The organism is Sulfuritalea sp. (genome assembly GCF_031426875.1).
In the GTDB taxonomy this organism is placed as follows: Bacteria; Pseudomonadota; Gammaproteobacteria; order Burkholderiales; family Rhodocyclaceae; genus Sulfuritalea.
On sequence record NZ_JASJPC010000051.1, the window covers coordinates 17,021 to 43,587 of the forward strand.

Below are 26,567 nucleotides of genomic sequence, written 5' to 3' on the forward strand. Positions count from 1 at the left end.
GGATTCTGCCTACGCCCGGCAGGAGTGTCGTCGGCAGGCCGGAATCAGGCCGCCACGGCCGACGGCGGCATCGGCATGGCGCGCCGGTCGAGCAGGGCCATCCAGCCGCGAATCACGCGGTAGAGCACCCACAGCCCGGTACCGACGATGACCATGAAGGCCGCCGGAATGCCGATCAGGGTGAAGGCCAGGAGGCCCGCCACCAGCAGCCACAAGGCGGCGAACCAGAAGCTGCGCAGCTGCCAGCGCCAGTGGCTGGCCAGCCAGGTGCCGCGCACCTTGTCGCGGGTGACGTAATTGATGATCACGGCAATGATCGACGGCCAGCCGAAGACGAAGGCGCCGATGATGGTGGCCGAACTCAGGATGCCGGACGCCGCCGAAACCGCATGCAGCCCGTACATCACATGGCACCAGGCCCGGGGTCCGTCCAATGGCCCTTCCTGATGATCGTCCGCGTCAATATCCACAGGAATCGTTGGTTCGGTCATCGCACCTCCTAGAGTCCCAGTTCTTGCCACAGCGCATCGACGCGCTGCTTCACGGCGGCGTCCATGGCGATCGGACGGCCCCATTCGCGCGTGGTCTCGCCGGACCACTTGTTGGTCGCATCGATGCCCATTTTGCTCCCCAGGCTGGCCACCGGTGAAGCGAAGTCGAGGTAATCAATGGGCGTATTCTCGGCAATCAGGGTATCGCGCGCCGCATCGACGCGGGTGGTCAGGGCCCAGATCACTTCCGGCCAGGAGCGCACGTCGATATCGTCGTCGGTGACGATGATGAACTTGGTGTACATGAACTGGCGCAGGAAGGACCAGATGCCGAACATCACGCGCTTGGCGTGCCCCGGATACTGCTTCCTGATGCTGACCACGGCCATGCGGTAGGAGCAGCCCTCGGGCGGCAGGTAGAAATCGACGATCTCGGGAAACTGCTTCTGCAGCAGCGGGACGAAGACTTCGTTCAAGGCCAGGCCGAGCATGGCCGGCTCGTCGGGCGGCTTGCCGGTGTAGGTGGAGTGATAGATCGCATCGCGGCGTTGCGTGATGCGATCGATGGTGAACACGGGGAACTCGGACACCTCGTTGTAGTAGCCGGTGTGGTCGCCAAACGGCCCTTCCAGGGCCGTTTCGTATTTTTGGCCTTCCGCCGCCGTCTCATACTCGCCGGGATGCTCAGTTGGGTAAATCGCGCCTTCGAGCACGATCTCGGCTCTGGCCGGCACCTGCAGCTCGGAGCCCAGGCACTTGACCAGTTCCGTCTTGGCGCCGCGCAGGAGGCCGGCGAACTGGTATTCGGAGAGCGTGTCGGGCACCGGCGTTACGGCCGCCAGGATCGTCGCCGGATCGGCGCCGATCACCACCGCGACCGGGAAGGGCTCGCCGGGGTGGGCCGCGCAATGCTCGCGATAGTCCAGCGCGCCGCCACGATGGGCCAGCCAGCGCATGATGACTTTATTCGGCGCGATGACCTGCTGGCGGTAGATGCCGAGGTTCTGCCGGGTCTTGGCCGGTCCGCGCGTGACGACCAGGCCCCAGGTGATCAGCGGCGCCGCGTCGCCCGGCCAGCAGGTCTGCACCGGCAGACGGCCAAGATCGACCTCCCGGCCTTCCCAGACGAGGTCCTGGCAGGGTGCCGAACTCACCAGCTTGGGCGCCATGTTGAGCACCTGCTTCAGCACCGGCAGCTTGTCCCAGGCATCCTTGAGGCCCTTCGGCGGCTCGGGTTCCTTGAGGTAGGCCAACAGGGTGCCGACTTCGCGCAGGCGGACTTTCCAGTCCAGCTCCACGCCCTCCTCGCCTTCGGCGACGGCGATGCCCAAGGCCACCCGGCGCGGCGTGCCGAACAAATTGGCCAGCACCGGCATCGAGTGCCCCTTGGGCTTCTCGAACAGCAGTGCGGGCCCGCCGGCACGCAACACGCGATCGGCGATTTCGGTCATCTCCAGGTGCGGATCGACTTCGACCACGATCCGCTTGAGCTCACCCAGCGTTTCGAGTTGGGCAATGAAATCGCGCAGGTCGGTATATCTCATATTCGGATTTTAACCGTCCTCACCCCGGCCCGCTTCATTGGCCGGACCAGAGCCGACAAGAGTTGATGCCGGCACCACGCCGCCATGAGAACTTTGCGCGCTGCACAAATGCAGTCTTGATACTATTCGCCTCCCAGACAATTCATGACGCACGATGTCCATAGCGTTCCATTCGGCTGAAGAGCGGGCGGTGGTCAAGGCCGAGCAGATCAGGGCTTTTTTCAGCGAGACCAACGACCAGAACCTCGCCGGTGCGCTGGTACTGAGCCTGCTGGTGTATGTGGTGCATGACGGCATTCCGGCCTGGACCTGGCAGCCGGCCCTGTTTGCCCTCTATGTGGTCACCCTGGTGCGCGCCTGGCTGATCCGGCAATACCACCGCGCGCCGGCCAGCCGCAGCAGCCTGGAATGGGGGCGCAGCCAGGCCATCAGCGGCGGCCTGTCCGGCGTTTGCTGGGGCTTTGCCAACACGGCCATGCTGGCGCACCTGCCGACGGAATTGCAGTTGCTGATCCTGACCGTGATCACGGTGGCTGCCTCGAGCAACGCTTCCGAAGGTTTTTCCTATGTCCCGCCCTCGCGCGCCTACATCCTCGCCTCGATCGGCCCGCCTGCGATCTGGCTGCTGACCGTCGGCGACCGCCTGCACACCATCCTCGGCGTGATGCTGCTGGTCTTCTTGCCGATGACGATCTGGCAGGCGCGCAAGCGCAACCGGGTTTTCATCGAGGCCCAGCAACTGCGCTTCCGCAACGAAAGACTGGCCAGGGAACTCACCGTGCAGCGCGATGCGGCGGAACAGGCCTATCTGGCCAAGGCGCGTTTCCTGGCCGCCGCCAGCCACGACCTGCGCCAGCCGATGCAGGCCTTGTCGATCTTTCACGAACTGCTGGGCCAGGAGATCCAGGGCGCCGACCCAGCCGGCAAGATCCTCGCCAACGCCCAGAAAGCCGCCGAGGGCATGAAGACCCTGCTCGACGCCCTGCTCGACGTGTCACGCCTCGACGCCAATGTCATCACCCCGGATTGCCGCGGCTTTCCGGTGCAGGCCCTGCTGCACCAGATGGAGAGCGAATTCATGCCGGTCGCCGGGCAGACCGGAATCCGCCTGCGCGTGCGGCCCTGTTCGGCTTGCGTCACCAGCGATCCGGTGCTGCTCGGCCAGGTGTTGCGCAACCTGCTTTCCAATGCGCTGCGCTATACGCCGTCCGGCCGCGTATTGCTCGGCTGCCGGCGCCGCAACGGGCAACTCGCCATCGAGGTGCTCGATACCGGCATCGGCATTGCTCCCGACCAGCATTCGGCGATCTTTGCCGAGTTCTACCAGATCGGCAACAAGGCCCGCGACCGCAGCCAGGGACTCGGACTCGGCCTGGCCATCGTCGAGCGCGTGGTACGCCTGCTTGGCCATGCGTTGGCCATGCGCTCCGAGCCGGGACGGGGCTCCTGCTTCAGCGTCTGCGTACCGCTGGCCACTCCGGCCGACGGCCGGTCCGACGCGCAACTGCCCGACGCGGAACAGGCGCAGATCATGGGCAACCTCGCCGGCTGCCGCATACTCATGGTCGACGACGAGGAGGCCATCCGCACCGGCATGTGCGAGCTGCTGCAAGGCTGGGGCTGCGAGGTGACGACGGCCGGCTCCGTCGCCGAGGCGCTCGACCGGGCCGCGGCCGGCCCCGCGGCGATCGACGCGGTGATCTCCGACATGGGATTGCCCGGCCAGGGCAATGGCATAGATGCGATTGCCGCGCTGCGCGACCGTTACGGCAGCCAGTTGCCGGCGCTGCTGATCACCGGGGATACGAGCCAGGCGACGTTGCAGGCGGCACGGGAAGCCCAGCTCATCATGCTGCACAAACCCATCAAGCCGGCGCGCTTGCGCGCCGCCCTGAGCAAGGTGATTACAGCGAACCTGCAGGAAGACAGCCGGGCCGAACCGCCCGCTTCGTGAGCCTCGGGCGCGTCACTGCGCCAGCCAGGGCAGCAGATTGAGTTCGGCGACGATGCCGGCGAAGATCGCCGCACCGAACCAGTTGTTGTGGCGGAAAGCCGCAAAGCAGCCCTCGCGGCGGCGTTCGCGGATCAGCGTGTAGTGATAACCGGCCAGCGCCGCGGCGGCGCTCAGACCGGCGAAATAGCCGGCGCCGTAGCCCAGATCCCAGCCGACCACGGCAAGGATGCCGAGCGTCGCGGCATAGCAGAGCATCACCGCCACCACGTCGAAGCGACCGAAGGTGATCGCGGCGGTGTGGATGCCGATCTTGAGATCGTCCTCACGGTCGACCATCGCGTACTCGGTGTCGTAGGCCAGGGCCCAGAAGATATTGGCGACCAGCAGCGTCCAGCCCAGGGCGCCGACTTCGCCGGTCGCCGCGGCGAAGGCCATCGGTATGCCGAAGCCGAAGGCGATGCCGAGATAGGCCTGCGGCAGGGCGAAGAAGCGCTTGGTGAAAGGATAGCTGGCGGCGAGAAACACGGCGATCAGCGCCAGCCACCAGACCTCGCGAAAGATCGGCAGGATCAGCAGGAAGGCGCAAAAAATCAGTATGCCGGCCAGCACCAGCGCCTCGCGCACCGACACCACGCGCGCCGCCAGCGGCCTTCCCTTGGTGCGTTCGACATGGGGATCGAAATCGCGGTCGGCATAGTCGTTGATGACGCAGCCGGCCGAGCGCATCAGCAGCGTGCCGAGGGCGAAGATCCAGACCAGCATCCAGTGCGGCTGACCCCGGGTCGCCAGCCACAGCGCCCACAGCGTGGGCCACAGCAGCAGCAGCGTGCCGATCGGCTTGTCCAGCCGCATGAGTTTTTCGTAGAGGTCGAGGCGGTGTTTGAGTTCGGCGAATTTCATGCGCGAATTTTACCGGCAGTCACCGCGCAGCGCGGCAACTTCGGGCGCAGCAGCGCGGACTGGGGGCTCATGCGTGGTCCTATGACCAGGGAAGAAAGACTTCGGTGATCAGGAGGCGCGCGGCGCCGCGCGCGAACAGCGCACGCCGGGCCGGCAGGCGGCACGGTGCGGTGCCCTCGCACCAGGACGCGGCGGCGCGATACAGCGGATGTCTCGCATCGACCTGGCGGTAGTAAAGCGGCCCGGCCTTGACCCGCGGATCGGTAAACAGCACAGCCGCCAGCGGGCGCCGGCCGGCGCGGCGCAGCAGCTTCCATGCCGCGCGATTGGCGGCGGTATGGGCAAACACCGCAACGCGGCCGGCGACCCGCAACACCACTTCGCGCACCGGCGCGACGCGGCCGGCGGCCAGGCGCAGCACGCGCCACTCGTCGCGCGGGGGCCGGCGCAGGCCCTGGTACAAGAGCTGCACGGCCGTCGGCCCGGACTGCTGCAGGCGCGCGGTGAGCGAACCGGTTTCGCGTAGCCAGGCGCACGCGGCGTGGCGTCGGCCGCTGCCCGCGCTACCGAGCGCCAGCCAGCCGCCGGCGTCGCGGCCACGAGCCCGGCGATTTTTCAGCCTCATGCCTTGAGCAATTCCTCGCGACCGCCCAGCCAGCGCTGCAAATGTGCCTCGGCCCGCTGCGGCGCGGCCTGCAGCATGTCTTCGGCCACGGCGCGGGCCTGCTCCACCAGCGCCGCGTCTTCCAGGTCGGCGTAGCGCAACAGCGGCAGGCCGCTTTGGCGCGCGCCGATGAACTCGCCGGGGCCGCGCAGGCGCAGGTCTTCGCGCGCGATCGCGAAGCCGTCGGTGGATTCAAAGATCACCTTCAGCCGCGCCCGCGCCAGTTCGCCCAGCGGCTGGGCGTAGAGCAGGATGCAGGCCGATTGCGCCGCACCGCGGCCGACGCGTCCGCGCAGCTGGTGCAGTTGCGCGAGGCCGAAGCGCTCGGCGTGCTCGATCACCATCAGGCTGGCATTGGGCACATCGACGCCGACCTCGATCACCGTGGTCGCCACCAGCACCTGGATCTCGTTCGCCACAAAGGCGGCCATCACGGCGGCCTTGTCGGCGGCCTTGAGCCGGCCGTGCACCAGGCCGACGCGCAGATCGGGCAGCTCGGCGACGAGCCGAGCGTAAGTCTCCTCGGCAGTCTTGAGCTGCAAAACGGCGTTCTGGCTCCGGCCGCTACGCTTAACGTTCGCTGCGCTCACGTTAGCCTCCGCCGAAACTCCGTTTTCTTCAATGAGCGGGCAAACCCAGTAGGCCTGACGCCCGCCGCGGCAGGCTTCGTGCACGCGCACCAGGACCTCGTCGCGACGCGCTTCCGCGACCAGCTTGGTGGTGACCGGGCTGCGTCCGGGCGGCAGCTCGTCGAGCACCGAGACGTCGAGGTCGGCGTAGTAGCTCATGGCCAGGGTGCGCGGAATCGGCGTCGCCGACATCGCCAGTTGGTGCGCGAAAGTCCCTTTCTCCTTGAGCGCCAGACGCTGGCGCACACCGAAACGGTGCTGCTCGTCGACGATCGCGAGGCCCAGGCGGGCGAACTCGACCTTGTCCTCGATCAGGGCGTGGGTGCCGATCGCGATCGGCGTGTCGCCAGCGCCAACTCTTGCGATCGCGGCCTCTTTCTCGCGCTTCCTGAGGCTACCGGTGAGCCAGGCGACCTCTAGCCCTAGCGGCTCCAGCCAGGCCGCAAGCTTGCGGTAATGCTGCTCGGCGAGGATTTCGGTGGGCGCCATCAGCGCCGCCTGGTAACCGGCTTCCACTGCATGCAGCATGGCCAGCGCGGCGACCACGGTCTTGCCGCTGCCGACGTCGCCCTGCAGCAGGCGCTGCATCGGATGCGGCTGGCCGAGATCGCCGGCGATCTCGCGCCAGGCGCGCTGCTGCGCACGGGTCAGGCGAAACGGCAGCGCCGCGAGCAGCGCTGTGGTCAGCGTCGCGGTCGCCACCAAAGGCGGCGCGCCGCGCGCACGCCGCGCACTGTAGGCGCGGCGCAGGCTGAGTTGCTGCGCCAGCAGCTCGTCGAACTGCACGCGGCGCCAGGCCGGATGCTCGCGGGCTTCGAGCGCGGCCTGGGTCATCTCGGGCGGCGGCGTGTGCAGCAGGCGGATCGCATCTGCAAATTCGGGCAGGTTCAGGCGCTGGCGCAGTTCGGGCGCCAGCGTGTCGGCCAGGTCGGCGCGCGCCAGGGCGCGTTCGATCAGACGGCGCAACGTCGCCTGGCCGAGTCCGGCGGTGGTCGGATAGACCGGCGTCAGGCATTCCGGCAGCGGCTCGCCGGCGCCGACCACATGGAAGCGCGGATGGATGATCTCGGGGCCGAGGTAGCCTTCGTGCACCTCGCCGAAGACACGCAGGCGCGCGCCGGGCTGCAGCACTTTCTGTTGGCTTGGATAGAAGTTCAGAAAGCGCAGCGAGAGCACCCCGCCGGCATCCCTGACCCGCGCCAGCAGCTGGCGGCGCGGACGGTAGGCGATCTCGCTATCGACCACCGCGACCTCGAACTGCGCCGCGACGCCGGGCCGCGCGTCGCGTAGCGCGGTGATGCGCGTTTCGTCTTCGTAGCGCAGCGGCAGGTGGAGGACGAAATCGGCGTCGCTGCGCAGGCCGAGCCGCGCCAGCCGGGCCGCGAGGGTGTTGGCGGCCGGCTGGTCAGCCAAGGACGAGCACGGCGTCCGCCTCGACCAGGGCGCCGCGCGGCAGTTCCTTGACGCCCACCGCAGCGCGCGCCGGGAAGGGCTCGCGCAGATACTTCGCCATGGTTTCATTCACCTTGGCGAAGTTGGCCAGGTCGGTCAGGTAGATGTTGAGCTTGACCGCATCGTTCAGCGTGGCGCCGGCCGCCTCGGCGACGGCCTTGAGGTTCTCGAAGACGCGCACGATCTGCGCTTCGATGCCCTCGACCATCTGCATGGTCGCCGGATCGAGGCCGATCTGGCCCGACATATAGACCGTGTTGCCGACCTGCACCGCCTGGGAATAAGTGCCGATCGCGGCCGGCGCGGCAGTGGTGGAAATGATTTTTCGACTCATGATTTTGTCCTATTTGAGGGTGACCAGCTCGCCGCCGTAGATGCCCAGTTCCTTGAGTTTGACCCGCGCGGCTTCGGCTTCTTCCCTGGATTTGAACGGGCCGACCTGAACCTTGGCCTCGACGCTGATGCTGGAGGGAATCTTCAGTGCGTCCAGCTTCGCGCGCAGATCCTCGGCCGTCGCCACATCGCTGAAGGCGTGCAGCCGCAGGGCGAAACGGCCCGTGCCGGCCGCCGCGGCAGGTGCCACGACTGGTGCCGCGGATTCGACAGCGGCGGTGGCCGGCTTGGCCGGCGGGGTGGCCTTGGCCAGATCGCCCGTCCCGTAGAGCTGATACAGCATCGCGACGCTGCCCAGCACGCCTACCACCAGCAGGGCGACGACGATGACGCTGTTGACCAGGCGCTTGCGGCGGAAATCCGCGGGCGTCGCTTCGGCATCGGCATCGGCTGGCGGCGTTTGGTTCATTGCCGGCCGGCCATCATGCACAACGCTCCAGCGCCTGATCGATGTCCCAAAGGATGTCGTCCAGGGTCTCCAGTCCGACCGACAGGCGCACCATGTCCGGCGTCACGCCGGAGGCGCGCTGGTCGGCCTCGGCGAGTTGCCGATGGGTGGTCGAGGCGGGATGGATCACCAGTGTCTTGGCATCGCCGATATTGGCCAGGTGGGAGCAGAACTGCAGGGCGTCGATGAAGCGTTCGCCGGCGGCCTGGCCGCCCTTGACGCCGAAGCTCAGGATCGCCCCCGCGCCCGGCTGCCGCGGCCTGCCGAGGTAGCGCTGCGCCAGCGCATAGCCGGGGCTGGCGGGCAGGCCCGGATAATTGACCCAGGCCACGCGCGGATGGTTTTCGAGATGCCGCGCCACGGCCAAAGCATTTTCGCAATGCCTGTCCATGCGCAACGGCAGGGTCTCGATGCCCTGCATCAACTGCCAGGCCGAAAACGGCGACAGCGCGGGTCCGAAGGTGCGCAGGGTTTCCATGCGCGCCTTCATGGTGAAGCCGAAATCGCCGAAGGTCTCGTAGAACTTGACGCCGTGATAGCCGGCCGAGGGATCGGTCATGCCGGGGAACTTGCCGTTGCCCCAGTCGAATTTGCCGGACTCGATCACCACGCCGCCCAAGGTCGTGCCGTGGCCGCCGAGGAACTTGGTCGCCGAGTGCACGATGATGTCGGCGCCGTGCTCGAAGGGCCGGCACAGGTAGGGCGAGGGCACGGTGTTGTCGATGATCAGCGGTACGCCATGGGCATGGGCGACGGCCGCTACCGCGGCGATGTCGAGCACGTTGAGCCGCGGATTGGCGACGGTCTCGGCGAACACGCATTTGGTCCTGGCGCTCAGCGCGGCGCGGAAATTTTCGGAATCGTCGGAATCGACGAAACTGGTCTCTATGCCCAACCTGCGCAGGCTGACGTCGAGTTGCGAAAAACTGCCGCCGTACAGCGAACGCGCCGCGACGATGTGGTCGCCGGCCTCGCACAGGGTCAGCAGCGCGAGGATCTGCGCCGCCAGTCCGGTGGCGGCCGCGACCGCGGCGCGGCCGCCTTCGAGCGCCGCCATGCGCTCCTCGAAGGCGGCGACGGTCGGATTGCCGATGCGCGAATAGACGTTGCCGAAAGTTTGCAGGTTGAACAGGCTGGCCGCATGCTCGGCCGAATCGAAGACGAAGGACGTGGTCTGGTGGATCGGCAGCGCCCGCGCGCCGGTCGCCGCGTCCGGCTGGGCGCCGGCATGCAGGCAGAGTGTTTCGATACCGAATTGGCGATCCGTCATGATTCGTGATCAGGGTAATTTGCGTCGATAATAGCGGCCCTGCCGTCTCGCATAATACGCGATCAAGCCCCTCTCCCAGCCATGTTTCTGCTGAAGAAACTCCTCGCCGCCCTGATCCTGCCGCCCGCCGGGCCGCTGCTGCTGGCGCTGTGCGGCCTGTGGCTGACGCGCGCGAAGAGTTGGCGCTGGCAGCGCGGCGGCCGCTGGCTGGCGACGCTCTCGCTACTGGGCCTGCTGCTGCTGTCGCTGCCCTTCGTCGGCAACGCGCTGATGGCGCCGCTGGAACCCCATCCGCCGATCGCGCCGGAACAATTACGGCGCGTCCAGGCCATCGTGATACTCGGCGGCGGCTCGTATCACGCGGCGCCCGAATACGGCGGCGACACCGTCGGCTACACCACGCTGGAGCGCCTGCGCTACGGCGCGCGGCTGGCGCGGCAATCCGGCCTGCCGCTGCTGGTCAGCGGCGGCGCCCCCTTCGGCGGGCGGGCCGAGGCCGAGTCGATGAAGGAGGCGCTGGAACAGGACTTCGGCGTCAAGGTGCGCTGGGCCGAAACCGCCTCGCGCGACACCGCGGAGAATGCCAGCCTCTCCGCGCCGCTGCTGAAAGCCGCGGGCGTCACGCGCATCGCCCTGGTCAGCCACGGCTGGCATCTGCCGCGCGCGATCGCACTGTTCGAGAAACAGGGGCTGCAGGTAATACCGGCGCCGATGGCCTTCAGCACCGGATCGCCCTCGATGGTCGAGAACCTGCTGCCCAGCGCACTGGTGCGCAGCCGCTGGGCGCTCAACGAATACCTCGGCCGACTCTACAACCGCCTCAAGGAATAAGATGACCATCCCCCCATCCCCTGCCCCACGGCCGGCTCTGTACGGCCGGCCGGCTACGGCGGCGCGAAGCAGTGCTTCGCGAAACCCCGCCTGCGCCCCAGGGAAGTGGGCGACCATTGTTCGCGGGCGTTGCCCGCTCCATATTTTTTTGCTGCTCCTCCTTGGGGCGGCCCTGCGGAGAAGCCATGAACGATGAACTGCTGATCGGCCTAGTATCGATTTCCGACCGCGCCTCCAGCGGCGTCTACGAAGACAAGGGCATACCTGCGCTGCAGGAATGGTTCGGCGCCTCGCTGACTTCGCCCTGGCGCATGGAGACGCGGCTGATTCCCGACGAGCAGGCGAAGATCGAGCAAACCCTGATCGAACTTTGCGACAGCGCCGGCTGCCACCTGGTGCTGACCACTGGCGGCACCGGTCCGGCGCTGCGCGACGTGACGCCGGAAGCCACGCTGGCCGTCGCGCACAAAGTCATGCCCGGCTTCGGCGAGCAGATGCGGCAGATCTCGCTGGCCTTCGTGCCGACCGCGATCCTATCGCGCCAGGTCGGCGTGATTCGGGGAAAATCGCTGATCCTCAACCTGCCGGGACAGCCGAAGGCGATCAAGGAAACGCTGGAGGGAGCCCGCAATGCCGACGGCACGCAGCGCGTGCCCGGCATCTTCGCCGCGGTGCCCTACTGCCTCGACCTGATCGGCGGGCCTTACGTCGAAACCGACGAGGCGGTGGTCAAGGCCTTCCGCCCGAAGTCGGCAATTCGCCAAGCAAAATAGCCGGATCGCGAATCGCCATTCCGCTACGGCGGAGTTCAGTCGCCGCGTTCCCCGTCGTGCCGTTCGAGGTCCAGGACGAAAACCTTCAGCAGCTTGTCGATCTTGTCCGGATCGCCGATGAAGCGGCATCCCGCGCGACAAGCCGAGCTGCCGTCCCGCAGGCCAAGCCGGACCGAATTCATGACCTGTATGTCCACGCAAGCCACGCTGCCATCAGGCAAGTCGATGCGGCACCCGGCGAGCACCGTACCCGGCCGCAGATTGATTGCCGGGTCATAGACCATGAAGCCCAGGCCCGACAGCCCGATATCGACAATGCAGGCGTCAAACGGCGTGATTCCACCGGCGTCGGCAAGACAGTTCAACTTCGTTTCGGGAACGACCTGGATACGCTTGTGCGCGCGCCGCTGCTCAACGAACAGGACATCGGGAAAGTCGAATCGAATTCCCCGCGTCGGATCATCCTGTTCGACCGGATGGCTTGCCATGAATCCGACGCACCCCTTGGGATGGCTGGCACGAAAGAGTATGGCTCCCGCGGCAAACACTTCGGCATTGGCCGTCTTGTTGTCGCTATAGCCAACGACAATCAAGTTCTGCTCGGCGCATACCCGGTGCAAATTGGCGATGAACAACTGATCGTGAACCTGGTGGTGAGATACCAGCGGATGATTGCCGTCAACCAGCGATTGCAGGACGGCGGCTATCTCGATGCGCGACCGGATCAGGACCTGGGTGCTCCCGGCAATCCGCGTCCAGTCGTCGGCATGCTCTGAGGTTTCCATCAGTTTTGGGCTGGCAATGACGGGCTGGGGACGGCTGTCCAGGTCGCAAGCATCGCGCGCTGCTGTCAGGATGGGACCGGGACGCTCAGCTGAAGGACTGCACGAAGAAGTTGGCAATGACGTAGTCGGCGCCCTTGGCCAGCGTCTCGCGCGGATGCAAACGCGCGGTCTTGTCGTCGAGCGAGAACACCAGCGCCACCTTGTCTTCGAGCGCGTCGGGCGGCAGGGCCATGCGGGCGTATTCACCGACTTGGGGCACATCCAGCAGCAGCGCCTCGGTCCACAGTCCGCCGGCATCGGCGAGCACGGCGCGCGGTGACTTCGAGATGGTTTCGACGCCGACCGAACCCTGGTTCGGTGCCGAGCGCACATAGCGGCGCACGATGCCGACCAGCCAGTTCTCGCCACCGTCGGGCTGCAGGCCGACCAGGCAGCCGACGCGGATCCAGTCATTGCGCGAAATGCTCACGCTCGCGCCGAGGCCGCCCAGGCTGACATCGTCGACCGCCCAGGATTCGATTCCCTCGCTGCCGTTGGCACGTCCCGAAAGCCGCTTGTGCACAGCGGCCAGCCCATTCACGGCTTTCAGCGGCGAACTGATGCGGCGCCGGGCCGTGCTGCGCATCGGCGGCTTGGGCGCCCAGCACAGCGCCAGGTGTTGCAGCACCGGCAGCACGGTATCGGCGGCGTATTGCGCCCCCATGTTGATGTCCGGCGGCACGCGACCCTCGGCGCGAATCTGCGCCATGGTCTTTTCCACCGCTTCCATGGCGCGTACGCCGTTGAAGAAACGCAGGGTCGGCGTCACTTCCGGCAATTTTGCGAGCCGCGTCGGCGGCAGCGGTTTGGCGGCATCGACCCAATACACGTTATCCGGCCGCAGTTCGCGAATCAGCGAAAAGTGGGGCAGGAAGTGGGCGATGAGACGCTCGCCGACCTCTATCTCCAGGGGCTGCAGCTTATCCATCGATGTCGCCTGGAATACCAGCACCTTGAGGTATACCGCCTCGATCGTGGTTTCCGGGCTGCCGGCATACAACTGCAGCGACTTCTGTTCGACTTTCGCCTCGACCGCAGCGAGATAGATGCCGCCCAGCGTCGCCCAGAATTGAGCATCAACGGGCCCGTAGCGAAACTGTTTCCACTTGAACTGGGCCGCCAGTGCGTCGATCAGGCGGGCGTAGAGCAAGGGCAGTTGGGGCCGGATGGCATCGCCGTCCTTTCCCGCCGCACGAAAGCGGGCAAGGCAGTCGCCATAGGCGTCGATCAGCAACTGCCAATAGCCGTGGCCGGCTTCCCACTGCCGTGTTTCCTGGGAGCGACCGGCGGCGCTCAGGGACGGATAGTCGCGGCCGAGACGACGCGCCTGCGCCGCCGCGGCTTCGTCGAGCTTGAAGATGATGTCCAGGCGTTGTGCCAGCTTGAAACTCTCGTCGGCGACGATCGACTCCAGCCAGGCGCTGGCGTCTTCCATGGCATCGAGCGGCTCGCGACCGCCGATCTCGGCCAGGACGTTCTTGGCTTCGCGCGGGTCGGCCAGCGGATGGGCGGGCTGCTTGTTGGAGAAGAATCCGAGCATGGAGTTTGGTCTTCGGTACTTCGGTAATAGGGCTACAGGATAGCCGGTCGCATCGGCGGTGTCATTCCCGCGTCAGGCCGCGTGCCTGCTGCAATGCGCTGCGAGGAAGCGTCATGGATGTTTCCTGGCGGAATAGCCTCTAAAATGAGCGGTCGATTATAAGTCCTGCCGCCAAAAACCATGCGCCCCTACCTCGACCTGATGCGCCACGTACTCGACCACGGGCACGAGAAATCCGACCGGACCGGCACCGGCACCCGCTCGGTGTTCGGCTGGCAGATGCGCTTCGATCTGGCGGATGGTTTTCCTCTGCTGACCACCAAGAAGCTGCATCTGCGCTCGATCATCCACGAACTGCTGTGGTTCCTCCAGGGCGACACCAACATCCGTTATCTCAAGGAAAACGGCGTCTCGATCTGGGACGACTGGGCCGATGCCAAGGGCGACCTCGGCCCGGTTTACGGCCACCAGTGGCGCCACTGGCCGGCCGCCTCGGTTGCCAACCCGGGCGGGGAAATCGACCAGATCACGCAATTGATCGAGGGCCTGAAGAAGAATCCGGATTCGCGCCGGCACATCGTTTCGGCCTGGAACCCGGCCGACATCCCGCAGATGAAGCTGCCGCCCTGCCACGCCCTGTTCCAGTTCTATGTCGCACCCGCGCCATCCGGCGCGGCCGACTCACGCGGTCGTCTGTCCTGCCAGCTCTACCAGCGCAGCGCCGACATCTTCCTCGGCGTGCCGTTCAACATCGCCTCCTATGCGCTGTTCACGCTGATGGTGGCCCAGGTCTGCGATCTGACGCCGGGCGATTTCGTATGGACCGGCGGCGACTGCCACCTCTACTCGAATCACCTCGAACAAGCCCGACTGCAGCTTTCGCGCGAGCCGCGCCAGCGCCCCGTGATGCGCCTGAACCCCGAGGTGAAGGACATCTTCGGCTTCCGCTACGAGGATTTCACGCTCGAAGCCTACGATCCCCATCCGCACATCGCCGCGCCGGTGGCCGTGTGAACGTCCCGCCGCCGGGCCGCCCCAAGGCGGGACCAGTCAAACACGGAGGAGGCAAAGCCGACGAACCATCGTCACCCCCTTTCCCAGAAAGGGGGGCGGGGGGAAAGCTTCTACTGTGCGGCGACATAGGCGGCACCAAGACACTGCTGGGTCTGGCAGACGACAGCGGTCTGATTGTCGATCGCCGGTACGCCAACGCCAACTTTCAGGATTTCGCCAGCCTGCTCGCAAGCTTCCTCGCCGACACGCAGACCGACGCCTCGCGGATCGACGGCGGCTGCCTCGCCATGGCCGGCCCGATCGCCGATGACGGCCGCTCTGCACGGCTGACCAACCTGCCCTGGAGCATCGACAGCGACGACTTGTCATCCCGCTTCGGCCTGCCCGGCTTGCGCCTGGTGAATGACTTCGCCGCCGCCGCAATGGGCGCCGTGAACTCATCCGCGGCGCATCTGCTGACCCTGCAGCAGGGCGAGCCGCTGCCGGGCGCCCCCTGCCTCGTGGTCGGCGCCGGCACCGGCCTCGGCATGGCCATCGTCCTGCCGCAGGACGCAAGCTGGCGGATTCTTGCCGGCGAGGGCGGCCATGTCGCCTTCGCCCCGACCGACGCACAGCAGATGGCCTTGTGGACTTTTCTCCAGGCGCGGCACGGCCGCGTCACCTGGGAAAAAGTGGTTTCGGGTCCGGGGCTGGCCGCCATCCACGAGTTCGTCGCCGGCGTGAATTTGCCGCCCGAGGAAATCGCCGCGCAGGCGCTGATCCACCCGGATGGCGCCGAACGTCGCTCGCTGGAACTGTTTCTCGCCGCCTATGGCGCCTTTGCCGGCGACATGGCGCTGACCTGCCTGGCGCGCGGCGGGGTTTTCCTGGCCGGCGGCATCGCCGCCAAGCTGCTGCCACTGCTGCGCCAGAGCGGCTTCCTCGCCGCCTTCAATGCCAAGGCCGAGCACGCCGATATCGCCGCGCGCATGCCGATCCACGTTGCCACCGATCCGCTGCTGGGACTCCAGGGGGCGCTGCATCTGGCGCCCGCCCCACATAAGCCTTGACCATCGTCAATAGGCTGTCATATGGCAGGCGCAATATGGCAGCCAGGTTTTGACAACCCGGAGGAGAGATATATGACAAATTCGAAGAACACCACCAAGAGCGCGTCCGCAAAACCTGCGGCCCCGGCGAAACGGGTGGCTGCGGCCAAGCCGAAGGCCCCGGCCAAAGTAAAAGCCCCGGCCAAGGCACCCGCGGTGAAGAAACCGGAGCCGGTAGCGAAGAAAGTCGCGGCAAAACCGGCTGCCGCTAAAGCGCTGCCCAAGGCAGCGGCGCCCAAGGCGGCAGTTGCGCGCGCGAAGAAACCGAAAGGCGTCCCGCCCGAGCAACGCAGGAATTACATCGAGATGGCGGCCTATTACATCGCCGAGCGGCGCGGTTTTGCGCCGGGCAACCCGCTCGAAGACTGGGTGCAGGCCGAGGCCGAGATCGACCGCCTGCTGGCGCAAGGCCGCCTGGGCGGCTAGGTCCGGCGCGAACCCGCTCAGGCCGGCAGCAGCACCAGCGCCGCCAGCGGCGGCAAGCTCAGGACGAGCGAAGCGGGGAAGCCCATCCAGGGCACCGGCGCGGCGCTGACGCGGCCGCCGTTGCCCAGGTCGGTGCCGCCGTAGTGCGCCGAATCGGTGTTGATCCGTTCCAGGTAATCCTGCGCCTGCGGCACGCCAAGGCGGTAGTTGTGGCGCGGCACCGGCGTGAAGTTCAGCACCACCACGGCATGGCGGCCGTCGCGCGCGCGGCGCAGCCAGCTCACCACCGACTGGTCGGCATCATGGCAGTCGATCCACTGAAATCCCGCGGCGGAGAAGTCGAGTTCATGCAAGGACGGTTCATTCACGTAAAGCCGGTTGAGTTCGGCCACCAGGTTCTTGACTCCGTCATGCAAGGAGTATTGCAGCAGATGCCAGGGCAGCTCTTCGCCGGCCCGCCATTCCCAGGGCTGCCCGAGTTCGGCGCCCATGAACTGCAGCTTCTTGCCCGGCGCCATCATCTGGTAAGCCAGCAGCAGGCGCAGATTGGCAAAGCGCTGCCATTCGTCGCCCGGCATCTTGCCCAGCAGGGAGCTCTTGCCGTGCACCACTTCGTCGTGCGACAGCGGCAGCACGAAGTTCTCGGTGTAGGCGTAGAGCTGGCCGAAGGTCAGGCGCTCATGATGGAAGCGGCGATGTATCGGATCGTGCGCCATGTAGTCCAGCGTGTCGTTCATCCAGCCCATGTTCCATTTCATCGAGAAACCCAGGCCGCCCAGCCAGGTCGGCCGCGACACCATCGGCCAGGCCGTGGATTCCTCGGCAATGGTCAGCGCACCGGCGAACTCGCCATGCACCATTTCGTTGAGTTCGCGCAGGAAGGCGATCGCTTCGAGGTTCTCGCGCCCGCCATGGACGTTCGGCGTCCATTCGCCGGGCTTGCGCGAGTAGTCGAGATAGATCATCGAGGCCACGGCATCGACGCGCAGGGCGTCGACGTGGAACTCGGACAGCCAGTAATACGCCGAGGAAAGCAGGAAGCTCCTGACCTCGTTGCGGCCGTAGTTGAAGACGTGCGTGCCCCAGTCGGGATGCATTTTCTGCTGCGGATCCTGGTGCTCGTAGAGCGCCGTGCCGTCGAAATGCGCCAGCGCCCAATCGTCGGCCGGAAAGTGGCCGGGCACCCAGTCGAGGATCACGCCGATGCCGGCCTGGTGCAGGCTGTCGATCAGGAAGCGCAGTTCGTCGGGGCTGCCGAAGCGCGAACTCGGGGCGAAGAACCCGGTGCATTGATAGCCCCAGGATTCGTCGAGCGGATGCTCCATCAGCGGCATGAATTCGACGTGGGTATAGCCCAACTCGACCAGATAGGGCACCAGGCGCGCCGCCAGTTCGCGGTAGCTGTAGAAGCTGCGGTCGGGATGGCGCATCCAACTGCCCAGATGCATTTCGTAGGTGCTCATCGGCGCGGCCTGCCAGTCGCGCCGTGCCCGCGCCTGCATCCAGTCGGCGTCGTGCCAGACGTGCGCCGAATCCGGCGTCACGCAACAGGCCGTCGCCGGACGCCGCTCGAAGGCGCGCGCATACGGGTCGCTCTTCAGGCGCAGCGCGCCGCTGCCGCGCACGCGCAGTTCGAAGCGGTACAGCGCGCCGGCGGGCAGTTCGGGAATGAACAGCTCCCAGACCCCGGACGCGCCCAGGGTCGCCATCGGATGCACGCGGCCATCCCAGCCATTGAAGGCGCCCACCACCGAAACCCGTTCGGCATTCGGCGCCCAGACGCGAAAGCAGACGCCGGCGATGCCGTCGCGGGTTTCCGCCAGCGCTCCCAGGGTGCGCCAGGCCTGGCGCAGGCGGCCTGCATTGAACAGATACAGGTCGTCGCTCGGCACCTGCGGCGCGAAGGCATAGGCATCGTAGTGCGTCACGCCATCGATGTTCAGCCGCCACGGCCGCGGCGGTGGCGTACTTCCCTGCCACTCGAACAAGTCGCTGCCGCCGCGGCGCGCGAGCTTCGCCCAACTGCCATCCGCCAGTTCCACCGCGATCGACCGGGCCTGCGGCCGCAACACGCGCAGGCGCCAGCCGGCACCTTCGGCATGCAGGCCAAGCACCGAGAACGGATCGTGTTCACGCGCTTCGAGCAACGCGGCGCAGGAAGGATTCGACATGGATATATATTCGAAGAGTTTTTTTGCTATCGTGCGGATTGTAGCCGCTATGGAGAAGGCCCCATGCAATCGATTCTGGAACTAGGCGGCAGCTGGACCGTTGGGCATTCGTCCGTACCGGGGGCATGCCCATGAGAGCCGCCGAGATCGCCCGCAATACTTTCGGCATCGTGCTGGCCGGCGGACGCGGCAGCCGCCTGATGCAGCTCACCGACTCGCGCTCGAAGCCGGCGGTGCCTTTCGGCGGCAAATTCCGCATCATCGACTTCACGCTGTCGAATTGCGTCAATTCCGGTGTCCGCCGCATCGGCGTCGCCACCCAGTACAAGGCGCAGAGCCTGATCCAGCACCTGCAGCGCGGCTGGAGCTTTCTCGACGGCCGCTTTCACGAATTCGTCGATATCCTGCCGGCACAGCAACAGGTTGGCGAGTATTGGTATCGGGGAACGGCCGATGCGGTGTTTCAGAATCTCGGCCTGATCCGGCGCAACCGGCCCAAGTACGTGCTGGTGCTCTCCGGCGACCATATCTACAAGATGAACTACGCGCGCATGCTGTCTGAGCATGTACAGCGTGAGGCCGATTTCAGCGTCGCCTGCATCGATGTGCCGCGCGCCGAGGCCACCGAATTTGGCGTCATGCACGTCGACGCCCAGCAGCGCGTCGTGGCTTTCGTCGAGAAGCCGAAGGATCCGCCGCCGATTCCCGGCCGCCCCGACCGCGCCCTGGCCAGCATGGGCGTGTATGTGTTCAATGCCGAGTTCCTTTACGAGCAGTTGATCCGCGACCACGACGACCCGCACTCCGCGCACGACTTCGGCAAGGACCTGATTGCACAGTGCCTCGAACGCCATCGGGTGTATGCCCACAATTTCGCCGACTCCTGCGTCGGCATGGACCATACCGGCATCCCCTACTGGCGCGACGCCGGCACCATCGATGCCTATTGGGAGGCCAACATGGAGCTAACCAAGGTCACCCCCGAGCTCAACCTCTACGATGAAGAATGGCCGATCTGGACCCACCAGGAACAACTGCCGCCGGCCAAGTTCGTCTTCGATGACGAGGGCAGGCGCGGCATGGCCGTCGATTCGCTGGTGTCGGGCGGCGACATCATCAGCGGCGCCAGCGTGAGCCGCTCGCTGCTGTTTTCCCGGGTGCATATACACAGCTACGCCGAGATCGCGGATTCGGTGATCCTGCCCGACGTCGATATCGGACGCCACGCCAAGCTGCGCCGGGTGGTCATGGACAAGCATTGCCGCGTGCCCGAGGGCATGACGATCGGCTACGACGTCGAGGCCGACCGCAAGCGCTTCCACGTCAGCGCCGGCGGCATCACCCTGGTCACGCCCGGAATGCTCGGTCAATCGGCGAATCATGTGCGCTGGACCGAGACCCGCAGTATGCCGCGGGCCGACGCGCCAAGAACATGAAACAACTCAACCTGGTATTTCTCTGGCATATGCATCAGCCGGACTATCGCGATCATGGCGCGCCGCTGAAAGCTCCCGGAGGGACGCAGAGAGTTGGCGCTGGCGCCCCGGCGACGACCGAACCCGGCACGGAGTTCGTGCTGCCCTGGGTCTATCTGCATGCGATGAAGGACTACGTCGACATGGCCGGGCATCTCGAACGCCATCCGCAGATCCGCTGCGTGGTCAATCTGGTGCCGGTGCTGCTCGACCAGATCGAGGACTACGCGCAGCAGTTCGCCAGCGGCCGGTTTCGCGATCCGCTGCTGCGCATGCTGGCGATGCCCGACCTGGAGCACATCGGCGAGGCAGACCGGCAGGTACTGCTGGCGACCTGCTTCCGCAGCAACCAGTCCACCATGCTGGCCCCCTTCCCCCAGTACAAGCGCCTGCACGACATCTACCTGCTGCTCACCGACGAAAGCGAAGCGGCCTACAGCTATCTTTCGGGCGCCTACTTCTCCGACCTGCTGACCTGGTACCACCTGGCCTGGACCGGCGAAACCGAGAGACGCCGCAATCCGCTGCTGGCCAAACTGATGAGCCAGGGCGAAGGCTATGACGCGGACGACCGCCGCCAGTTGCTGCAGAGCATCGGCGAACTGATCGCCGGGCTGATTCCGCGCTGGCGGGCGCTGGCGGAGCGCGGCCAGGTGGAGCTGTCGTCGACGCCGCAGACACATCCGCTGGCGCCGCTGATGCTCGACTTTCGCAGCGCACGCGAGAGCCTGCCCGAAGCGCCGCTGCCCTTCAGCGCGGCCTATCCCGGCGGCCGCAGCCGCGTACTCGCGCATATCGACGCGGCGCGCGTCAGCCACGCGCGGCGTTTCGCTGCACCGCCGGTCGGCATGTGGCCGGCCGAAGGCGCGGTCTCCGAGGAATTCGTCAGGCATCTGGCGGCGGCCGGTTGCCGCTGGATCGCCAGCGGCGAAGGCGTGCTGAAAAACAGCCTGGCCGCCAGCGGTATTGCCGACCCGCGCGCCGCCTACCGCCCCTGGCGGCTGGATCAGGCTCCCGGCCTGACGCTGTTCTTCCGCGACGAGCGGCTGTCCGACCTGATCGGCTTCGACTATGCCAAATGGCACGGCCGCGACGCCGCGCAACATCTCGTGCTGCAACTGGAGGCCATACTCGACGCCGCCGCCGAGAACGAGACGCCGGTGGTCAGCATCATCCTCGATGGCGAAAATGCCTGGGAACACTATCCCTACAACGGCTATTACTTCTTCGACGATCTCTACGGTCTGCTCGCCAAGCATCCGCGCATCCGCACCACGACCTACAGTACATTGCTGACGCAGCCGACGCCGCCGGTCGCCAGCAAGCTGCCCCACCTGACGGCAGGCAGCTGGGTCTATGGCACGCTATCGACCTGGATCGGCGACAAGGCCAAGAACCGCGGCTGGGATCTGCTGTGCGAGGCCAAGCAAAGCTGCGACCGGGTGCTGGCCAGCGGACGCCTCGATGCCGCGCAGGTTGCCGCCGTGGAAGCGCAATTGGCCATCTGCGAAAGCTCCGACTGGTTCTGGTGGTTCGGCGACTACCACCCATCCGTTGCGGTGGCCAGCTTCGACAACCTGTACCGGCGCAACCTGGCGCGCCTCTACGACCTGCTGCAACTGCAGCCGCCCGCCCATCTCGACACGCCCATCTGCGCCGGATCGGAATCCGCCAGCGGCGGTACCATGCTGCGCGCCACCGAATCCTGAAGCTAACGCTCATGGCTCCGATGAACCACCTCGCATCATGAAACACGCAATCTTCTCAATGCCTCAAGCTGGTAAATGGGCCCGCCCCTCCCGTCCTCCCCTCACGGGGAGGCTATTGATCGGCTCGCTGCGCTCGATATCACCTGCGGCCAATCCTGCTGCTTAACATTAAATTTACTCATGTCCATCAGCCTCCTGTTCGGCGTCCACGCCCACCAGCCCGTCGGCAATTTCCCCGCCGTCATCGACGACGCGCACGTCCGCAGCTACGGCATGTTCCTGCGCGTCATGGAGCGCTATCCGGAGTTCCGCTTCAGCGTGCACTTTTCCGGCTGGCTGCTGGATGTGCTCTTCGAACGCTTTCCCGACGACATGGCGCGGCTGGCCGCGATGACCCGCCGCGGGCAGGTCGAGTGGTTCGGCTCCGGCGACTGCGAGCCGGTGCTGGCGGCGATTCCGCACCGCGACCGGGTGACGCAGATCACCACGCTGTCGGACAAGATCGAGCGGCGCTTCGGCACGCGCCCGGCCGGCGCCTGGCTCACCGAAAGGGTCTGGGAATCTTCGGTGGTGACGGCGCTGGCGGAAACCGGGATTCGCTATGTGGCGGTCGATGATTACCATTTCCTCTGCGTCGGCGAAGACGGCGCCAAGCTCGACAGCTTCTACAGCACCGAGGAAGACGGCCGGCGCCTGGACCTGTTTCCGATCTCCGAAGCCGCCCGCTACCGCCTGCCATTTTCGCCGGCGGCCGAGGCCGTGGCCTGGCTGGAAGATCTCGCGCGCCAGGGTCAGCGTGCCTCGATCTATTTCGACGACATCGAAAAGTTCGGCATCTGGCCGGAGACTTATGAATGGGTGTTCGAAAAGGGCTGGCTGACGCAGTTCGTCGAAGGCGTGCTGGCGTCACCGCTGATCCGCACCGAAACCTTCGCCGACTACCATGCCCGCGAAAACACGCGCGGCATCGTCTACCTGCCGACCACCTCCTATATCGAGATGAACGAATGGACGCTGCCGGCGCCGCGCGCCGCGGCCTATCACGCACTGGTCGAGGCGGAAAAGGCGGCCGGCCGCTTCGAGACGCACAAGCCCTTCCTGCGCGGCGGCATCTGGCGCAACTTCATGTCGCGCTACCCCGAGGCCAACTGGATGCACAAGCGCATGCTGGGCGCATCGGGGCGCCTGGCTGCCCTGCCTGCGGCGCAGCGCAGCGCCGCCATGCAGGAGCAGCTGCACCGGGCACAGGCCAACGATGCCTACTGGCACGGCCTGTTCGGCGGCCTCTACCTGCCCCACCTGCGCCGCGCGGTATGGAACAACCTGCTCGCGCTCGAAGCCGGGCTGGCGCGGCTGATGCCGCCGGCGTCCTGCGAACAGCGCGATCTCGACCTCGACGGCCGCTCCGAGACCGCCTTGCGCAACAGCCGGCTGCAGGCCTTCGTCCGCGACGATGGCCATGCCGCACTGGTGGAACTGTCCAGCCTTGCCCTGGCGCACAACTTCGGCGACACGCTGGGTGCCTATGCCGAGGCCTATCACGCCAAGATCGACCAGGCACAGGCGGCACAGGCCGGCAAGAGCGGCGAAGGCATCGCCTCGGCCCATGACCGCATCGCCTTCCTGCACGCCATCCTGCCCGAGGACGCGGCGCCCGACACGCGGCCGCGCGGGATCTTCCTGGAACGCCTGGCGGCTGCCGAGGGCGCGTTGCAGCCGGTCGACGCCTACCGCGCCGGCGAGCAGCCGGGCAGCTGGATCGCCACCGGCGCCGACTGGCAGCTCGAAAAAACCTATCGCCTGGAGGACGCTGCCCTCAGCGTGAGTTTCCGCGCCGCAGGCAAGGCGCTCCCCGCCCTGATCGAAACCGAATTCAATCTCGCGCTGCCCAGTTGCGACGGTTACGGCGGACGCTATGTACTCGCCGACGGCAGCATTCCCGGCGGCTTCGGCAACCCGCTGGAACTCGACGGCATGCGCACGCTCACCCTCGACGACAGCGAGCTGCGCGGCGCGCTGCAGATTGAAGCAACGCGGCCGGTGCGGCTCAGGGCGCGACCGCACCGCACCGTCTCCCAATCCGAGGCCGGCTTCGAAAAAATCATGCAGGCGGTCTGCGTCACGCTGACCTGGGCGCCCGCCGCCGGCCTCGATCAGCGCATCACGCTCAGGGTCCTTCCCGCAACGTAGAATCACCGCGTCGCGCCCTTCATTTCCTAACGCTCATGGCTCCGATGGACCACCCCGCATAATGAAACACCGTGACGTCATTGCGCCTCAAGCTGGCAAGTGGGCCCGCCCCCTCCCATCCTCCCCCTCACGGGGGAGGCTACTGATTCGCTCGCTGCGCTCGAACCCGACACAGCGCGCTTGTTGATGTAATTCACGTTAAAGCCCAAGACCATGCCCGGCACCCGCTATCAGCTCGAAGTCAATCCGCAGATTCCACCGCGACTGGCACGGCTCGACGAACTCGCCAACAACCTCTGGTACAGCTGGGACCGGCCCACCCGTTCCCTGTTCGCGCGCCTGAGCTCCGGCCTGTGGCACGCGGTGCATCACAGCCCCAAGGCCTTCCTCAAGCGCATCGACCAGAAGCGGATCAACGACGCGGGCGACGATCCGATCTTCCTCGGCACCATGAACCGCGTGCTCTCGGCCTTCGATTCCTACCATGCCGAACCGAGAATGCAGCTTCCGGGCAAACCCCCGTTGCAGGCCAACGACCTGATCGCCTACTTCTGTGCCGAATTCGGCTTTCATGAGAGCCTGCCGATCTACTCCGGCGGCCTCGGCATCCTGGCCGGCGACCACTGCAAGGGCGCCTCCGACATGCGCCTGCCCTTCGTTGCCGTCGGCCTGCTCTACCGGCAGGGCTATTTCCACCAGACCATCGACCGCGAAGGCAATCAGGCCGCGCATTACGGCGACAACGATTTCGATGACATGCCGATCGAACTGGTGCACACCGAAGGCGGCGGCGAGCTGCGCATCGCCGTGGACTTTCCCGGCCGCGCGGTGTGGGCGCGCATCTGGCGCGCCCGCGTCGGCAACAACAGCCTCTATCTGCTGGACACCGACCTCGACGAAAACAGCGAGGCAGACCGCGACATCGCGCATCAACTTTATGGCGGCGACCGGCGCACGCGCATCGAGCAGGAAATCCTGCTCGGCGTCGGCGGCGTGCGCGCCCTCGACGCACTCGGGCTGAGCCCGACCGTCTGGCACATCAACGAAGGCCATGCCGCGTTCCTGGTACTGGAACGGATTCGCCATCTGGTCGCGCGCAACATGACCTTCACCGCCGCGCTGGAGGCCGCGGCGGCCAATACCGTGTTCACCACGCACACTCCGGTCCCCGCCGGCCACGATCACTTCGCCGACGAGATGGTCATGCACTACTTCAGCGAGTTCTGCAAGGCTGCCGGCCTCGATCGCGACGGCCTGCTCGGCATGGGCCGCGTCGGCGTCGGCGGCGGCGGCGAGTTCAACATGACGGCGCTGGCCCTGCGCGGCTCGCGCTTTCACAACGGCGTCTCGCGCATACACGGCGACGTCTCGGCGCGCATCTGCGGCGAGATGTGGCCGCAGGTCACCGCCGCCGAGAACCCGATGGATTACGTCACCAACGCGGTGCACGTGCCGACCTTCCTCGCCACCGACTGGTACGAAACCTTCGATCGCCATCTCGGTCTCGGCTGGCAGCACCGCCTCACCGACCATAGCTGCTGGGACGGCGTGCACCGCATCCCGGACCAGATCTTCTGGAGCATCCGCCAGTCGCTGAAGGCCCAGTTGCTGCATCTGGTGCGCAACCGGGTGCGCCAGCAACACCTGCGCAACCAGGGGTCGGAAGCGCACCTGGACCGCCTGCTGCGCAGCGCCGACCCGGCCAACCCGACCGTACTGACCATCGGCTTCGCCCGGCGCTTTGCCACCTACAAGCGTGCCGCGCTGCTGTTCAACGATCTGGGCTGGCTGCGCGAAATACTCTCCGATACAAAGCGGCCGGTGCTGTTCATCTTTGCCGGCAAGGCGCACCCGGCCGACGAGCCCGGGCGGCAATTGATCCGCCAGATTGCCAAGCTCTCGCATCAGCGCGAGTTCGAAGGCCGCATCCTGCTGGTCGAAGGCTACGATCTGCACCTGGCCCGGCGCATGGTGGCCGGTGTCGACGTCTGGCTCAACAACCCGATCTATCCGCTGGAAGCCTCGGGAACGTCCGGCATGAAGGCCGCCATCAACGGCGCCATCAACCTGTCGGTGCTCGATGGCTGGTGGGGCGAAGGCTACGACGGCAAGAACGGCTGGGCGATCAAGCCGGCCGCCGAGGGCCTCGACCCGGCCGAACGCGACGCCGACGAGGCACGCACCCTGTACGAGCTACTGCAGGACAGTGTCATTCCGATGTACTACCGCAACACCTCGCTCGGCTATTCGCCGGAATGGGTGGCGATGGCCAAGGCCTCGATCGCGTCGATCATGCCGCGCTTCAACATGCAGCGCATGCTGACCGAGTACGCCGCAAAGTTCTATTCGCCGGCCGCCGAGCAGTGGCGCAAGTATTCCGCCGACGATTTTGCCGGGGCACGCCAGGTGGCCAGCTGGAAGGCCCGGGTGCACGCGGCCTGGCCCGGCATTCGCCTGCGCCGCATCGACCACTCGGTCGGCCGCATCCGTTACGGCGAATCCATGCGCTTCGAGGTGGCCGTCCAGCTCGATGGCCTGAGTCCGGACGACCTGACGGTGGAACTGGTATTCACCCGTCCCGGCGAACCCACCAGCACCCGCGCCCGGCGCTACTCGCTGCGGCACGAGCAGGCGCTGGAGCATGGCGAGCACCTGTTTGCCCGCGACCTGACGCCCGACCAGTGCGGCAAGATGGAATACCGCATCCGGGTCTTCCCCACCCATCCCCTGCTGACCCATCCCTTCGAGATGGGCATGATGCTCTGGCTTTAGGAATCCGCT

General features: G+C 66.3%; 21 protein-coding genes. 10 read left to right on the forward strand and 11 right to left on the reverse strand.

Going from position 1 to position 26,567, the window contains the following annotated elements:
- Positions 1 to 44: 44 nt before the first annotated feature.
- Together RMO95_RS20065 and ubiD are read right to left on the reverse strand one after the other, a co-directional pair.
- Entirely contained in the window at positions 45 to 434 is a 390-nt protein-coding gene (locus RMO95_RS20065) for a hypothetical protein (RefSeq protein ID WP_310452449.1), read from the reverse strand.
- Positions 435 to 499: 65 nt separating this feature from the next.
- Complete coding sequence (ubiD, locus tag RMO95_RS20070) at positions 500 to 2,035, reverse strand: 4-hydroxy-3-polyprenylbenzoate decarboxylase (protein ID WP_310452450.1); 1,536 nt, start codon at positions 2,033 to 2,035, stop codon at positions 500 to 502.
- Positions 2,036 to 2,189: 154 nt separating this feature from the next.
- Here ubiD and RMO95_RS20075 point away from each other — a divergent pair, with 154 nt between their 5' ends.
- Positions 2,190 to 3,989, forward strand: coding sequence for an ATP-binding protein (locus tag RMO95_RS20075; protein ID WP_310452451.1), 1,800 nt, complete (start codon positions 2,190 to 2,192; stop codon positions 3,987 to 3,989).
- Between the two features lie 12 nt (positions 3,990 to 4,001).
- On the opposite strand, the gene ubiA is transcribed toward RMO95_RS20075, so the two are convergent.
- From ubiA to RMO95_RS20105, 6 genes are all read right to left on the reverse strand, one after another.
- On the reverse strand, positions 4,002 to 4,889 hold the full coding sequence (gene ubiA, locus RMO95_RS20080) for a 4-hydroxybenzoate octaprenyltransferase (protein WP_310452452.1): 888 nt from the start codon (positions 4,887 to 4,889) through the stop codon (positions 4,002 to 4,004).
- Positions 4,890 to 4,968: 79 nt separating this feature from the next.
- The gene (locus RMO95_RS20085) at positions 4,969 to 5,514 is read right to left on the reverse strand and encodes a chorismate--pyruvate lyase family protein (RefSeq protein WP_310452453.1); all 546 of its coding nucleotides are present in this window, start codon (positions 5,512 to 5,514) and stop codon (positions 4,969 to 4,971) included.
- Positions 5,511 to 7,595: an ATP-dependent DNA helicase RecG gene (recG, locus tag RMO95_RS20090; protein ID WP_310452454.1), complete on the reverse strand. Its 2,085-nt coding sequence runs from the start codon at positions 7,593 to 7,595 to the stop codon at positions 5,511 to 5,513. Before recG ends, RMO95_RS20085 begins: the two co-directional genes overlap by 4 nt.
- A complete protein-coding gene (locus RMO95_RS20095) occupies positions 7,588 to 7,968 on the reverse strand; it encodes a RidA family protein (protein ID WP_310452455.1) in 381 nt (126 codons plus the stop codon). Before RMO95_RS20095 ends, recG begins: the two co-directional genes overlap by 8 nt.
- A gap of 9 nt (positions 7,969 to 7,977) precedes the next feature.
- Positions 7,978 to 8,436 carry an SPOR domain-containing protein gene (locus RMO95_RS20100; RefSeq protein ID WP_310452456.1) on the reverse strand — a complete coding sequence of 153 codons (459 nt, stop codon included), beginning with the start codon at positions 8,434 to 8,436 and terminating at the stop codon, positions 7,978 to 7,980.
- Positions 8,437 to 8,449: 13 nt separating this feature from the next.
- Positions 8,450 to 9,745, reverse strand: a complete 1,296-nt coding sequence (locus RMO95_RS20105) for an O-acetylhomoserine aminocarboxypropyltransferase/cysteine synthase family protein (RefSeq protein WP_310452457.1) — start codon at positions 9,743 to 9,745, stop codon at positions 8,450 to 8,452.
- Positions 9,746 to 9,826: 81 nt separating this feature from the next.
- Here RMO95_RS20105 and RMO95_RS20110 point away from each other — a divergent pair, with 81 nt between their 5' ends.
- Together RMO95_RS20110 and mog are read left to right on the forward strand one after the other, a co-directional pair.
- Entirely contained in the window at positions 9,827 to 10,576 is a 750-nt protein-coding gene (locus RMO95_RS20110; protein ID WP_310452458.1) for a YdcF family protein, read from the forward strand.
- 185 nt (positions 10,577 to 10,761) lie between these two features.
- The gene (mog, locus tag RMO95_RS20115) at positions 10,762 to 11,349 is read left to right on the forward strand and encodes a molybdopterin adenylyltransferase (RefSeq protein ID WP_310452459.1); all 588 of its coding nucleotides are present in this window, start codon (positions 10,762 to 10,764) and stop codon (positions 11,347 to 11,349) included.
- Between the two features lie 35 nt (positions 11,350 to 11,384).
- On the opposite strand, the gene RMO95_RS20120 is transcribed toward mog, so the two are convergent.
- Positions 11,385 to 12,134, reverse strand: a complete 750-nt coding sequence (locus RMO95_RS20120; protein WP_310452460.1) for a flagellar brake protein — start codon at positions 12,132 to 12,134, stop codon at positions 11,385 to 11,387.
- An 85-nt stretch (positions 12,135 to 12,219) separates the two neighbouring features.
- The gene (locus RMO95_RS20125; protein WP_310452461.1) at positions 12,220 to 13,713 is read right to left on the reverse strand and encodes a hypothetical protein; all 1,494 of its coding nucleotides are present in this window, start codon (positions 13,711 to 13,713) and stop codon (positions 12,220 to 12,222) included.
- 180 nt (positions 13,714 to 13,893) lie between these two features.
- On the opposite strand from RMO95_RS20125, the gene RMO95_RS20130 reads away from it, so the two are divergent.
- The 3 genes from RMO95_RS20130 to RMO95_RS20140 all read left to right on the forward strand — a co-directional run bounded on the left by RMO95_RS20130 (position 13,894) and on the right by RMO95_RS20140 (position 16,241).
- A complete protein-coding gene (locus RMO95_RS20130; RefSeq protein ID WP_310452462.1) occupies positions 13,894 to 14,727 on the forward strand; it encodes a thymidylate synthase in 834 nt (277 codons plus the stop codon).
- On the forward strand, positions 14,724 to 15,776 hold the full coding sequence (glk, locus tag RMO95_RS20135) for a glucokinase (protein ID WP_310452463.1): 1,053 nt from the start codon (positions 14,724 to 14,726) through the stop codon (positions 15,774 to 15,776). Before RMO95_RS20130 ends, glk begins: the two co-directional genes overlap by 4 nt.
- A gap of 72 nt (positions 15,777 to 15,848) precedes the next feature.
- Positions 15,849 to 16,241, forward strand: coding sequence for a DUF2934 domain-containing protein (locus RMO95_RS20140; RefSeq protein WP_310452464.1), 393 nt, complete (start codon positions 15,849 to 15,851; stop codon positions 16,239 to 16,241).
- A gap of 17 nt (positions 16,242 to 16,258) precedes the next feature.
- Here the strand turns inward: RMO95_RS20140 and glgB are convergent, their stop codons facing one another.
- Positions 16,259 to 18,412, reverse strand: a complete 2,154-nt coding sequence (gene glgB / locus RMO95_RS20145) for a 1,4-alpha-glucan branching protein GlgB (protein ID WP_310452465.1) — start codon at positions 18,410 to 18,412, stop codon at positions 16,259 to 16,261.
- Between the two features lie 131 nt (positions 18,413 to 18,543).
- On the opposite strand from glgB, the gene glgC reads away from it, so the two are divergent.
- The 4 genes from glgC to glgP all read left to right on the forward strand — a co-directional run bounded on the left by glgC (position 18,544) and on the right by glgP (position 26,558).
- Complete coding sequence (gene glgC, locus RMO95_RS20150; RefSeq protein WP_310452466.1) at positions 18,544 to 19,848, forward strand: glucose-1-phosphate adenylyltransferase; 1,305 nt, start codon at positions 18,544 to 18,546, stop codon at positions 19,846 to 19,848.
- Positions 19,845 to 21,596 carry a glycoside hydrolase family 57 protein gene (locus tag RMO95_RS20155; protein ID WP_310452467.1) on the forward strand — a complete coding sequence of 584 codons (1,752 nt, stop codon included), beginning with the start codon at positions 19,845 to 19,847 and terminating at the stop codon, positions 21,594 to 21,596. Before glgC ends, RMO95_RS20155 begins: the two co-directional genes overlap by 4 nt.
- Positions 21,597 to 21,776: 180 nt before the next feature.
- Complete coding sequence (locus RMO95_RS20160; RefSeq protein WP_310452468.1) at positions 21,777 to 23,786, forward strand: alpha-amylase/4-alpha-glucanotransferase domain-containing protein; 2,010 nt, start codon at positions 21,777 to 21,779, stop codon at positions 23,784 to 23,786.
- Between the two features lie 213 nt (positions 23,787 to 23,999).
- Positions 24,000 to 26,558 (forward strand): alpha-glucan family phosphorylase, encoded by a 2,559-nt coding sequence (gene glgP, locus RMO95_RS20165; protein WP_310452469.1) that lies wholly within the window; start codon positions 24,000 to 24,002, stop codon positions 26,556 to 26,558.
- Positions 26,559 to 26,567 lie beyond the last annotated feature (9 nt).